11 protein-coding genes are annotated in these 13180 nt (G+C 71.1%); all 11 read right to left on the bottom strand.

The window, feature by feature from the left end:
• Positions 1-173 precede the first annotated feature (173 nt).
• The 11 genes from AOM00_RS14260 to infC all read right to left on the bottom strand — a co-directional run bounded on the left by AOM00_RS14260 (position 174) and on the right by infC (position 13151).
• Positions 174-1223, bottom strand: a complete 1050-nt coding sequence (locus AOM00_RS14260; RefSeq protein ID WP_062518433.1) for a phospholipase D-like domain-containing protein — start codon at positions 1221-1223, stop codon at positions 174-176.
• Between the two features lie 132 nt (positions 1224-1355).
• Positions 1356-3938, bottom strand: a complete 2583-nt coding sequence (gene pheT, locus AOM00_RS14255) for a phenylalanine--tRNA ligase subunit beta (RefSeq protein WP_062518432.1) — start codon at positions 3936-3938, stop codon at positions 1356-1358.
• A complete protein-coding gene (gene pheS, locus AOM00_RS14250; protein WP_062518431.1) occupies positions 3938-5023 on the bottom strand; it encodes a phenylalanine--tRNA ligase subunit alpha in 1086 nt (361 codons plus the stop codon). The genes pheT and pheS overlap by 1 nt, the downstream gene beginning before the upstream one ends.
• 226 nt (positions 5024-5249) lie before the next feature.
• A complete protein-coding gene (locus AOM00_RS14245) occupies positions 5250-6761 on the bottom strand; it encodes a GGDEF domain-containing protein (RefSeq protein WP_156159192.1) in 1512 nt (503 codons plus the stop codon).
• A 12-nt stretch (positions 6762-6773) separates the two neighbouring features.
• Positions 6774-7226 (bottom strand): hypothetical protein, encoded by a 453-nt coding sequence (locus AOM00_RS14240; protein WP_062518429.1) that lies wholly within the window; start codon positions 7224-7226, stop codon positions 6774-6776.
• A 9-nt stretch (positions 7227-7235) separates the two neighbouring features.
• Positions 7236-8942 (bottom strand): GGDEF domain-containing protein, encoded by a 1707-nt coding sequence (locus tag AOM00_RS14235; RefSeq protein WP_169746864.1) that lies wholly within the window; start codon positions 8940-8942, stop codon positions 7236-7238.
• 268 nt (positions 8943-9210) lie between these two features.
• Positions 9211-10827 (bottom strand): sensor domain-containing diguanylate cyclase, encoded by a 1617-nt coding sequence (locus AOM00_RS14230; RefSeq protein WP_156159191.1) that lies wholly within the window; start codon positions 10825-10827, stop codon positions 9211-9213.
• A 104-nt stretch (positions 10828-10931) separates the two neighbouring features.
• Complete coding sequence (locus AOM00_RS14225; protein WP_062518426.1) at positions 10932-11783, bottom strand: TrmH family RNA methyltransferase; 852 nt, start codon at positions 11781-11783, stop codon at positions 10932-10934.
• A 12-nt stretch (positions 11784-11795) separates the two neighbouring features.
• A complete protein-coding gene (rplT, locus tag AOM00_RS14220; protein ID WP_062301466.1) occupies positions 11796-12176 on the bottom strand; it encodes a 50S ribosomal protein L20 in 381 nt (126 codons plus the stop codon).
• 31 nt (positions 12177-12207) lie between these two features.
• Complete coding sequence (gene rpmI, locus AOM00_RS14215) at positions 12208-12402, bottom strand: 50S ribosomal protein L35 (protein ID WP_062294442.1); 195 nt, start codon at positions 12400-12402, stop codon at positions 12208-12210.
• Between the two features lie 95 nt (positions 12403-12497).
• On the bottom strand, positions 12498-13151 hold the full coding sequence (infC, locus tag AOM00_RS14210; protein ID WP_082097101.1) for a translation initiation factor IF-3: 654 nt from the start codon (positions 13149-13151) through the stop codon (positions 12498-12500).
• Positions 13152-13180 lie beyond the last annotated feature (29 nt).

Below are 13180 nucleotides of genomic sequence, written 5' to 3'. Positions count from 1 at the left end.
CCCCTGGTAGATGTGGAAAACCGCACCAGTTTTCGGCCTGGGGACATCACCCCGCGGGCAAACATCCAGGACCGGCCCGGCTCGGCTCACGCCCGGATCAGGTCCGGGTCACACCAGGATCAGCCCCGGCGCGGACCCGGAACACACAGGCCACCACCCGCCCGACGGCGAGCTCAGCCTTCACCCCGCACATCCTGAGCATGGAAGGCCAGGATCTGCTCGATGGTCTCGGGACGCCGCGTCTCCATCGCGATCTCGCGCGTGCCGAGCCGCACGCCGCCCTCCACGAAGTTGTGCGAGCCGGTGATGGCCACGCGCGTGCCATCGTCGCGGAAGAAGACGATCGCCTTGGCATGCAGGTAGCGCCTTCGCGTGTACATCGAACGATGCCCCGTCCACAGCATCGAGGAGGCGATGAGCGCGCGATTCGCGGGGCTGGCGTTGCGCGGAGGGTTGAACCACAGCTCGTTGTCGCGCTCGCTGATGACCTTGCCCAGCTCCCCCGTCGGACAGTACTGGGACACCAGGAGAACGCGGTCCGCCTTCCGCGCCTGCGCGACCGCCCGCCGGTAGATGATCGAGTCTCCGGGGATGCCTCCGTCCACCAGCACCCGGTCGGTGCCGTACCTGTACTCGAGGGACTCGTGCCCCCGCTCGTGCGCGTTCATGTGCTGGATCTGGTGGTAGACCGCCTCGAGGTCGTCGGCGAGCCGGGCGTCGGCGATGAGGAGCATGAAGTCGGTGTTCTCGACCCCCTTGCGGTCCAGGTTCACACCACCGAAGGCGTACGCGGCATCGTCCACCACGCAGAACTTGGTGTGCGTACGCCCCCGCCACGGCAACCCCTTCTCGCGCCCTAACCAGGAGAACCGCACGCCCTCACCGATGAGCTTCGACGCCAGGCTGTCGGACGTGCGCCACGCCTTGGTGCGATAGCCGGTGGGGAGGAAGGTGCCGGCGGCATCCGCGTACGTGAAGACGTCGGCCGCGACCGATACCTCGACCCCGCGCCTCGCCGCCCACACGAGCGCGTCGATGAGGTCGTCGGTGCGGTGGTCGTGCGCGATGGTCAGCGTCGTCAGCAGCACGCGCCGCTTGGCATCGTGGATGCGTCGGGTCGCATCGGCGACGTAGTCCTCGCCCCGGAGCAGCTGAGGCTGCGCGAGGCCCCCGCGGCGGCTCTGGAAGTGCTCGCCGTGTGCGGGTGCCGGTGCACGGGACACAGATCCACGCTTTCTTGCTGTCCCTCCAGTCTAGGGAGGAGCGGCTCGCCGTGGGCCGTGGACCCGCCAGACAGGAACGGCGGCCGGCGGGGTCTCCCCCACCGGCCGCCGCATCATGCATCCAGGCGAAAGCTACCGCAGCACGGCCCCGAACCTCTCGGAGGCCGCCGCGATGATCGCCTCGCGCACCGACAGCACCTCGTCGGCGGTGAGCGTGTGGTCCGCATCGCGCATCTTCACGTTCACCGCTAGCGACTTCATGCCGTCACCAATCTGGGAACCCGTGTAGACGTCGAACACGCGCGCGTCCTCGACCAGGCCGTCGCCGGCCTCGATCACGGCGGACACGAGGTCACCGGCAGCCACCGAAGCAGGCACCACGAACGCGAAGTCCTCCTTCGCGAGCACCTGACCGGACACGGGCGATGCCGTCACCAGCACGCCCTCCGACTCGTCGATCAGCGGATCGAGCAGCAGCTCGAAGGCCACCGTCCGCGCCGGCAGGCCGAGGTTCTCGCACACCTTCGGGTGGAGCTCGCCGGCGGCGCCCACGATCTCGCCCTCGAGCCGGTAGACCGCCACGCGCCCCGGGTGGAACGGCGCGCTGCTCTGCCGCTCGCCGACCTCGGAGGAGATCTCGAGCACCACGCCGCACGCGCGCTCGACCTTCTCGACCATCGCGAGCGCATCGGTCCAGCGCCACGGCGTCGCGTGCCCGTCCCAGCCGGACAACACGCGGTTGCCGGCCATGACGCCGGCGACGCGGCGCACCTGACCGGGGATCGCCTCGTTGAGCGCGAGGACGTCGTCCGGAGTGATCGACGTGCCCGAGTACGTGGCCGGGATGGCACCCACCAGACGCCCCAGGTAGGCACGTCCGGTCTCGTAGACGGCCACGTCCTGCGCACCACGGCCCAGGTTCACCTTCACCGCGTCGACCAGCGTCTCGAAGATCGCCGTGCGCAGCAGCGGCTGCTCGGCGGAGATCGGGTTTGCGAGACGGATCACGTCGCGACGCACGTCGTCGGCGGGCAGCAGGCACTCGTCGAGCCTCGCCTCGGAGATCCACGGGTACGTCAGCACCTGCGTCAGGCCTGCCTCGGCCAGCGACCTCGCGACGGACTTCCGCACGATCTGCGAGTGCGTGTAGCCGCGTCCCGGAGGCGCGACGGGCAGCACCGACGGCAGCGCGTCGTAGCCCTGGAGACGCGCGACCTCCTCGACCAGGTTGATCGGGCCCTCGAGGTCCGGACGCCACGTGGGACGCGTCACGACGAGCACGTCGCCGTCCACGGCCACCGAGCAGCCCACCTGCGTCAGCGACTCCACCACCTGCTCCGCGGTGTACGGCACCCCGACGATGCGCGCCGGGAAGTCGTCGTCCATCTCGATGGGCTCGACGGAGGGCACGTGGTCGACGTCGGTGTAGACGTCCTCGATCACGCCGCCGCCGTGCTCCTGCATAAGCCGCAGCGCGCGCTCGAGCGCGATCGGAGGGAGCGCCGTGTCGACGCCGCGCTCGTAGCGACGCGAGGCCTCGGACCCGAGCTTGTGGCGTCGTGCGGTGCGCGCGATGGTGATGGGGTCCCAGTGCGCCGCCTCGAGCAGGATGTCCGTGGTGGTCTCGGACACCTCGGTGTCGAGCCCGCCCATGACACCGCCGAGGCCCACCGGGCGCTCGCCGTGACCGTCGGTCGAGTCGCACACCAGGAGGTCCTCGCCGTGCAGCACGCGCGTCGCGCCGTCGAGGGTGACGATGCTCTCGGCGGGCCGCGCGCGACGCACCACGAGCGGCGCGGTGACCTTCGCGAGGTCGTACGCGTGCAGCGGCTGGCCGAGCTCGAGCATGACGTAGTTGGTGACGTCCACCGCGAGCGAGATCGAGCGCATGCCGGCCGCCTCGAGGCGCTGGCGCATCCATCCCGGCACGGCGGCCGACGGGTCGAAGCCGCGCAGGATGCGTGCCGCGAACCGGTCGCAGCCCACGTTGCCGCGCACCGGGTTCTGGTCCTCGATGAGCACCGGGAACCCGTCGCCGGCGGCACCGGTCACCTCGAGGGCGGCGGGGTCGGTGAACGATGCCCCGGTCGCGTGCGCGTACTCGCGCGCCACGCCGCGGATGGAGAACGAGTAGCCGCGGTCGGGCGTCACGTTGATCTCGAGGGTCTTCTCATCGAGCCCGAGCAGCGCGATCGCATCCTGCCCCGGCTCGAGAGCATCGGCGGAGAAGCCCAGCTCGGTCAGCACGATGATGCCCGAGTGGTCCTCTCCGAGCCCGAGCTCGCGCGCCGAGCAGATCATGCCGTCCGACCAGTGCCCGTACGTCTTGCGCCCCGAGATGGGGAACGGTCCGGGCAGGGTCGCGCCGGGCAGCACGACGACCACGTAGTCGCCCTCGACGAAGTTGTGGGCACCGCACACGATCCCGCGCGAAGCCGGGTAGGACTCCTTGTTGTCGGGCTTGTGCCCGGGGCCCTCGGGGTCGTTGTGCGAGCCGACGTCGACGCGGCAGTAGTTGATGGTCTTGCCGTTCGACTGCTCCTCCTTGACGAGGGTCAGCACGCGGCCCACCACGAGCGGTCCCTCGACGCCGGAGCCGTGGATGCCCTCCTCCTCGAGGCCCACCTTCGCGAGCGACGTGGCGATGTCCACGGGCGTCGCACCCGGAACGAGCTCGACCGACTCCGCGAGCCATGAAAGCGGAATCTTGGGCATCAGATCTCCATCCCGAACTGCTGAGAGAAGCGCACATCGCCCTCGACCATGTCGCGCATGTCGGTGACGTTGTGGCGGAACATCAGGGTGCGCTCGATCCCCATGCCGAACGCGAAGGCGGTGTACTTCTCGGGGTCGATGCCGGCGGCGCGGAGCACGTTGGGGTGCGTCATGCCGCAGCCGCCCCACTCGATCCATCCGGTGCCGCGGCACGTGCGGCACGATGCATCGTCACCGCCGCACACGAAGCAGCGCAGGTCCATCTCCGCGCTGGGCTCGGTGAAGGGGAAGAACGCCGGGCGCAGGCGCGTCACGGCCTCCGGCCCGAACAGCGCGCGCGCGAAGTGGTCGAGCGTGCCCTTGAGGTGCGCCATGGTCAGGCCCTTGTCGATCGCCAGGCCCTCGATCTGGTGGAACACCGGGGTGTGGGTCGCGTCGAGCTCGTCGGTGCGGAACGTCTTCCCCGGGCACACGACGTAGATGCCGCGTCCCTCCTCGAGCGAGTCGCGGCGCTCGAGCGCCGCGCGCACCTGCACCGGCGACGTGTGGGTGCGCATGAGCAGGCCCGAGGACGGCGGATCGATGAAGAACGTGTCCTGCATCTCGCGCGCAGGGTGGTCGGGGTCGAAGTTGAGGGCGTCGAAGTTGAACCACTCCGCCTCCATCTCGGGCCCCTCGGCGACCTCCCATCCCATCGACACGAACAGGTCGCACATGCGCTCCTGCATCGTCTCGATGGGGTGGCGGGCGCCCACCAGCGCACGGGACGAGGGCAGCGTCACGTCGACGGCCTCCTCGACCAGCACGCGCGCGTCGCGCTCGGCCTCGAGCTCCGCAGTGCGCGCCGCGAGCGCGCGGCCCATCGCCGCACGGGCGCCGCCCATCGCCTTGCCGGCCGCGGCCTTGTCCGCAGGCTCGAGGCCGCCGATGAGGCGGTTCGCGAGCGTCAGCGGCGCCTTGTCGCCGGTGTGGGCGAGCCGCGCCTCCTTCAGCTCGTCAAGGTCGGCGGCGGCTTCGAAGGCCGCGAGCGCATCGGCAACCGCTGCAGCGACGCCGTCGGCGTCGAGCGGGGAGAGTTCAGTCATGGGTGGCCCTTCAGCCTCGAAAACAACCGGGGGAAGTCTAGCCGGAGCGCGGGCACGTCCGACGGCGGGACGATGCGGGCGCGGGGCACGCCGTCAGGCCCGGGGGGTCTCCCCGGGCCTAGAGAAAGAGGCGCACGGCGGCGCGGCGCGTGATGCGGGCCTGGCTCGTGCTCATACCGCCACCGTAGCAGGACGATGCTCCGACCGGACAGGACCGCCGCCCGGGCTAGAGGTGCATGCCCTCGTACGCCATGCCCTTCGCGTCCCTCTTGCCGGACACCAGCGCCGTGTCCGCGGCGCGCACGAGGCTCGCGAGCCGGTACTCCCCCGCGGCCGTGTCGACCCATCCGGCGCTCACGCCCACGTCGAAGCCGTCCCCTACCGCGCGCTCGAGCGTGCGGTGCGCGCTCGCACGGAGCCTCTCGACCGCCTCGGCGGGATCCTCGTCAGCGCCGAGCCACAGCACTGCGGCGAACTCGTCGCCGCCCAGCCGGCCGACCACGTCGCGCGGGCCCGACACCCGTGCGAGGCCGTCGGCGACGGCGCTGAGCGCCCGGTCCCCGTGCTCGTGACCGGCGCCGTCGTTGACCGACTTGAAGTTGTCGAGGTCGAAGACGGCGACCACCACGCGCGTGCCGCGACGTCGCGCGGCCTGCAGGACGTCGTGGCCGCGGACCTCGAAGTGGTGGCGGTTGCTCAGACCGGTGAGGGCGTCGGTGCGGGCGCGCGCGGAGACCTCGCCCGCAGGCCGCCGCAGCGCCCACAGCAGGAGGCTCATGAGGAGGGTGACCACCACGATGACCACCGTGTAGAGCAGCATCGTGCGGTCGAGCGAGGCGATCGCCGGGAGCACCTCGTCGCCGTCGACCACCACGGTCAGCGTCCACGGCAGCGCGTCGCTCACCGCACGCTGATAGGTCACCACGTCGGCCACCGCGACCGAGCCGCGCGACACCCGATCGACCTCGGCATCGTCGGGCAGGCCCAGGCCCGTCGCGCCGGCCAGGACCGTGCCGTCGTCGCCCACGACCGACGCCTCGCCGTACGAGGTCGCCGAGGAGACGACGAGCAGCCGCTCGAAGACCTCGGAGTCGAGGAGCACGGCCACGACCGCGAGGGGCGCCCCCTGCGCATCCCTCACCGCCATCGCGGCATGGACCACCGTCCGCCCGATCGCGGGCAGGCGTTCGGGTCCGCTCCACACGACGGCGGTCGACCCCCGCGCCGCATCGAGCCACGGACGCTCGGACGGCGCGCGCCGCGGTGCCTCCGCCTGCGCGTCCGAAGGCTCGAACGTGGAGTCGAGCACCACGACCTCGGAGGCGCCATCGGCGTCGAGGTCGCGGAACACGAAGCCCTGCTCGCGACGGTCGAGCTCCATCTCCGACCCGTCCTCGCCCACCACCACGATCGCCGCGATCGTCGACTGGCCGTCCATGAGCACGCTGAGCGCATCGAGCATGCGTGCGGGATCCCCGAGGACCGTCGGGTCGTCGCCCACCGTGCCGGCGACGCCCCGCACCGTCGCCTCCGCCGGGCGGGTCGCCGCCTCGAGCTGCACGGCGGTCGCGTCGCCCACGACCGCAGCGCCCTCGATCGCGGCGCGCGCCGAGTCCTCAGCGACGGTGGACCGCACCACCACGGTCGTCAGCGCGATCACGACGAGCGCGGCGATCACCACGCCGAAGGCCCACGGCAACGGGTCGGACGGGCTGCGTACCGCGAGGCGACGGGACATGCCGGAGCCGGGTCAGGAGAACGGCAGGCCGATGAGCTGGTTCAGCAGGAGCGCGATCACCGCGGTGTTGAGCACGGGCAGGCCGATGCGGAGCCCCGCCGGCATCTGCGGGTTCTTCACGAGCAGCACGTTGGTGAAGAACATGAGGACAGCGAGGATGGCGCCCGCGATCGGGAACACGATGAGCAGCAGCGGCGCGAACATCGCGACCTTCGCCGCAGGCTCGACATGGGCGCCCATCTTGAGGATCGGCTCGCCGTTGAAGCGGAGCGTCTGGAAGCCGGGGATCACGCCGTTCGCGGTGAGGGCACCCGTCGCACGGTTGCGCATGGGGATGTCCCAGCGGCCACGACGACGCTTCACCACCTCGCCGTCGATGCGGACCTTGTAGAACAGCCCGAGGACGCCCTCGACCTCGACCTTGCCTCGCGCTCCCGCGATGTCGAGCCGTCGGGTGTTGTCCATGGGACCTCCTCAGTCCCGGGGGACACTACCAGCCGGTGCGGCCACCTCGGTGTCGCCAGACGCCGCGTCGGCCGCGACCGGCCCGTCCTGCGTGTAGGTCCGTCCCTTGCGTACGCGCTTGCCCGCCACGAGCGCGCGATCGGCGGCCGTGTGGAGGTGGCGGAGGTCGAACCCGACCTCGGACCCGATCGCGAAGCCCGCGGTGACGCCCACGCGGGCGCCGACGATGCTCGTGCGCCTGATCGCGGCCTCGACCTCGTCGCGCAGGCGGCGGGCGACCTCGACGGGCGCCGCATCGTCGGCGAGCGCGATGAGGACCATGAACTCGTCGCCTCCCACCCGTGCCGCGACATCCTGCGACCGGACCGCGCCGCGCAGCGAGTCGCCGATCACCCGCAGCACGTGGTCGCCCGCGTCATGCCCGAACTCGTCGTTGACATGCTTGAAGTCGTCCAGGTCGAGCGCGATCATCAGCGCGTCCTCCTGCGCGCGGCGTACCGAGCGCAGGACCATGCGGCCGCGCCGCTGGAAGTCGTACCTGTTCGACAGGCCCGTGACGGCGTCGATCTCCGAGCGCTGGCGCATCGTGGTGATGGGGCGCCAGAGGCGCAGCGCGACGATCCCCGCGATCACCACGAGCGCGATCGACACCGTGGTCGCCCACGCGGTCACGCGCTGCATGCTCGCGACGGACGGAGCGAGGTCCGCGGGGGCCGCGTCGAGGTGGAGCACCCAGTCGATCCCGGTATCGGGATCCATGGCCCGCTCGACCACCACATGGTCCGTGGTCCCCGCGTCCTCGTGATCGGGCGGCAGGACGCCGTCGACACCCGGCGGCGGCGTCTCGCCTTGCGAGGGCTGCTGGGTCACGAGGTCCCCGTCGGCGAGCCCGATGTCCTCCGCGCTGGGGATGGTCATGCGAGCGTCGACGGCGCGGCGGACATCGTCGCGCGCCCCCGTCGGCGCCGCGATGATGCTGCCGTCGGAGGCCAGGATGAAGGCGCGCGCATCGCCCCCGGTGGGGATGTCCTCGAGGACATCGCCGACGAGGTCGACATCGAGGTCCGCGCCCACGACGGCGATCACCTCGTCGCCCGCGCGCGCAGACTTGACCGGCGAGACCGCGATCTCGCCGGTGCGCACGGACACGTAGGGATCCGACCACTCGACGTCGGTGGCGCCGAGGCCCGTCTGGTACCAGGAGCGCGTCGTGACGTCGTAGTCGTCGCGGGCACCCTCGGTGCCGAGCGGCACCCGATCGGCGTTGTACTCGGTGCGCACCACGTAGGTGCCGCCCTCCTCGAGGGGGTCCACACGGAGCGACGCGTAGCCGTCGCCGAGGCGCGCGAGGAGGAACACGTATCCCGACGGGTCCGCCACGAACATCGAGCCCACCGCGGGTTCGTCGTCGAGCTGGTCGGCCATGATGTTCAGGAGCACGCCCGTCTCGGGCATGCTGCCCTCACGCGCGATGTCGTTCGCGGTGCCGACCACCACGTCCGCGACGGAGTCCGCCACACCGGCGACGCGCTCGGCCATGAGGTCGCCGACGTACTCGTACATGTCCTCCGTCGCCGCGACGACCGTGCGATCGGCGACGATCGCGTTGAGCACGGACGTGGCCATGAGCATGAGGACCACGGTGACCGCGAGCACGGCGCCCACCACGACCCCGCGCGCGGGCGCGACTCGACCGCGACGAAGGACTCTGCTCATACCCTCAATCATCGGCCGCCGGCGGGCGGATTTTCACCTCTCGCGGTGTGGCGTACGCCACAGACGCCGTTATGCGCCGTGCGCGCGCTCCCTCCTTGCCGCCTTTCCCCTGATCAGCGCGTGATCAGCGGCCTCCTGCGTCCGCGCGAGATCGGGGCCGTGATCGGCCGCGACGGCGCAGCCCGCCGTCGCTCCCACCGCCATGGGCACCGAGGGATCGCCTTCGACCCCGGCGGGACGGCCTCGCGCGGCCCGGGCGCGGTGCGGCTCAGACCCGCGCGGCGGTCGCGGACGATGCGGCGTACGTCCGTCCCTTGCCTCGCGCCTTGCCGCCCACGAGCGCCGCATCGGCCGCATTCTGGAGCTCCCCGACGGGGATCCGACCATCAGGGTCGACGGCGAACCCCGCCGTCACCCCGATGCCCAGGGGAACGTCAGGGTCCGCGGCGAGCCCGGACACGATCGCCACGCGCACGCGCTCCACCCGCGCCCAGGCCCGCTCCGGCTCGTCGACCAGCATGATGCACACGAACTCGTCGCCGCCCATCCTGGACACCACGTCCTCCTCGCGGACCGCGGCGCGCAGCGCCTTGGCGGCCGCGACGAGCGCGGCGTCACCCACGGCGTGCCCGTAGGTGTCGTTGAGGCGCTTGAATCCGTCCAGGTCGAACGCGATCGCGAGGACGCCTCGCCCCTCCGACCGGGAGCCGAGCAACGATGCGACGGCGGCCTCGTGCCCCTGGCGATCCGTGAGCCCCGTCAACGCGTCATGCGAGGCCTCGTGGCGGAGCCGGCCCATGTCCGCGCCCAGCCAGCGGAAGGCGACCAGGGCACCCAGCCCGAGCACGAGCGCCGCCGTCACCACGCGGAGCACCACGCCCGCCGTGCGGGAGACCGCCGGCACCAGGGAGTCGGCGCGTGCCTCGACCACGAGGACCCACGAGGCGTCCCCACCCTCCTGGATCACCTGCTCGAAGGTCACCGTGCCGTCGTCGGTGCGCACCACGGCCTCTCCCGCGGGAGAGGTGTTGACCGCGAGCATCGAGAGCCCGAGATCGCGCGCCGTCACGGGATGCCCCAGCCGCGTCTCATGGAGGCGCACCGCGATGCGCGCATGGGTCGAGGCGGCGATCACCGTGCCGTCCCGCCCCAGGACGTATGCTCGCGCCTCGTCACCGATCGGCACCTCGCCGAGGATCGTCGCGAGGGCGTCGATGTCGAACTGCACCAGCGCGGCGGTGCGTCGGCTCGTGGTGCGCGCCACCACGGCGGCACCGTCCGCGCCGCCGGCGGTCCCGGTGAGCGCTGGCGGCAGGTCGGAGGTGACCCAGGCGGAGCCGTCGCTCGCCACCGCGGTGCGGTACCACGCGTGGGTGCGGGCATCGTCGAACGCGACGTTGCGAGGCGGCACCGCGGTCCGGGCGCCCGAGTGGTCGAGGAACACGTGCTCGCCCTGGAGCCCGCCGGCACCGTCATCGAGGAAGCGTCGCACCACGAAGCCATCGTCGGTGCTCCCGACCGCGTAGGAACGACCATCCGCGAGCACCACCATCATGGCCTTGACGCCGGTGGCCCGCCTCACCCTGTCGAGCAGCAGCGACGTGAGCTCGCCCGGCTCAGCGGAGGAACCCACGAGCTCGACGGCGGCCGCGGTGGTCGCCGCGAGGTCCTCGGCGGAGTCGCGCACCTGAGCGACGCGCGCGGTGAGGAGGTCGCCCACGTACGCGTACGTGTCGCTCGCCGCTTCGGAGGCGGAGTGCGCCATCGCGAGCGAGGTCTGGATCCCGACCACCAGCTGGCCCACGAACGCCGCGATCACCAGGACCAGCGCGACCAGGGAGCGCGACCGCGCGCCACCCATGGCGCGACGCGACAGCCTCCTCATGGATCGCCTATCGGCACGCATCTGTGAAGGTGAGGAGACATCGCGCACGCGTGAGAAGCGTCACATCGGCGTGTCGATGCACGTGGATCGGATGGCGGTATGCGTCAGGCGCGCTGCGCGGTCGCCGAGGCGTAGAGGCACACGGCGGCCGCGGTCCCGAGGTTGAGGCTCTCCGCGCGACCGTGGATGGGGATGCGGACCACGGCGTCGGCGAGCGCGAGCTCCTCGGGGCGCAGGCCCCAGGCCTCGTTGCCGAACACCCACGCGGTGGGAGCCGCGAGCGCCTCGGCGCCGCCGGCGCCGGAGCCCGCCGAGGCGTCGCCCAGGAGGTCCTCGCCGGAGCCGTCGGCCGCGAGCACCAGGAGGCCCGCCTGCCGCAGCGCGTCGATCACGTCGGCAAGCGGGGCGCGCGCGATCGGAAGATGGAACAGGCTGCCGGCCGTGGAGCGGATCACCTTCGGGTTGGTGGGGTCGACCGACTCCCCTGCGAGGATCACCGCGTCAGCGCCCGCAGCATCGGCGACGCGGATCACCGTGCCGGCGTTGCCGGGGTCCCTCACGTTCGAGAGCACCGCGACCAGCCGCGGGGCAGCGGCCACGACGTCGTCGAGCGACGTGCCCGTGCTCGCCACCACGGCGACCACGCGCTGCGCATCCGCGCTCATGGCGTCGAGGACCTCGTCGGTGCCGAGGTGCACGTACAGGCCCGCGGCGAGCGCCTCCTGGGCGATCTCCGGATAGCGGAGCGCCGCATCGGGCGAGAGGTAGACGTCGTGCACACGGTCGGCGGCGAACCGCACGGCTTCTCGCACGGCCTGCGGTCCCTCGACCAGCAGCACGCCGGCCCGGGAACGCGCAGAACGCCCCGCCAGGGCCGCGACTCTCTTCACCCGCTCCGCCTTCGGGTTCGAAAGCGTGACGGAGAGGTCTGCAGGCCCGGCGGGGCGTCCTGTCATGGAGACGGTGCCTTACGCGGCGGGCGCGTTGACGTCGGCCGGAAGGGCCTTCTTGGCCGTCTCGACGAGGGTCGCGAACGCGGCCTCGTCGTTCACCGCGAGCTCGGCGAGCATGCGGCGGTCCACCTCGACACCGGCGGCCTTGAGGCCCTGGATGAAGCGGTTGTAGGTCATGCCGTTCGCGCGGGCAGCAGCGTTGATGCGCTGGATCCACAGCTTGCGGAAGTCGCCCTTGCGCTTGCGGCGGTCGTTGTACGAGTAGACGAGGGAGTGGGTGACCTGCTCCTTCGCCTTCCGGTAGAGGCGCGAACGCTGGCCGCGGTAACCCGCAGCGCGCTCGAGGGTAGTACGGCGCTTCTTCTGGGCGTTGACCGCCCGCTTGACGCGTGCCATTTCTTAGTCTCCTTGGGCTTTCAGTACGGGCTTACTTGCCCAGCAGCTTCTTGATCTTCTTCGAGTCGGCGTCGGACAGGATCTGGTCCTGCGCGACACGACGCTTGCGCGACGAGTGCTTCTCCTCGAACTTGTGGACGTTCATCGCCGAGGCGTGCTTCACCTTGCCGGTGCCGGTGAGCTTGAAGCGCTTCTTGGCACCCGAGTGGGTCTTGTTCTTGGGCATTGCTGCCTCTCCTTCTAGGTCTGGCTGGGCTCCGGTGGGACCCCAGCACGTTTCACGGGCGGCGAGCGCCCGAAGCCTGTGACGTCTCGCGACGACTACTCGGCGGCCGACTCCTCGACCTCCGCGGCGACCTCCTCGGCCACCTCTCCAGCCTTAGGCGCCTTGCGCTCCTCGCGCGCGGCGGCCTCGGCAGCCTTGCGCTCCTCGCGCACCTTGCGCTGCTCCTCCTTGGCCTCCGCCTTCTTCTTCAGCGGACCCAGGACCAGCGACATGTTGCGACCCTCGTGGCTCGGCGCGTTCTCGACCACGCCGAACTCCTGGAGCTCCTCCGCCAGCTTCATCAGCAGGCGGCGGCCCATCTCGGGACGGGACTGCTCACGACCGCGGAACATGATCGTGACCTTGACCTTGTCGCCGCCCTTGAGGAAGCGGACCACGTGGCCCTTCTTGGTCTCGTAGTCGTGCTCGTCGATCTTGAGACGGAACCGCATCTCCTTGATCTCGGTGTTGGCCTGGTTGCGCCGGGCCTCACGAGCCTTGACGGCCGCCTCGTACTTGAACTTGCCGTAGTCCATGAGCTTGACGACGGGAGGACGCGAGTTGGGCGCCACCTCGACCAGGTCGAGCTCGGCGTCCTGCGCCAGACGGAGGGCATCCTCGATACGGACGATGCCGACCTGCTCGCCCTTCGGACCGACCAGGCGGACCTCAGGGACACGGATGCGCTCGTTGATGCGCGGCTCGTTGATAGCGGCTCCTTCTCGTTGCTTCTGTGGAT

This window comes from Demequina gelatinilytica (assembly GCF_000971115.1).
GTDB lineage: Bacteria > Actinomycetota > Actinomycetes > Actinomycetales > Demequinaceae > Demequina > Demequina gelatinilytica.
The sequence above is the reverse complement of the archived record's forward strand: the minus strand, read 5'-3'. Positions and strand labels throughout refer to the sequence as shown.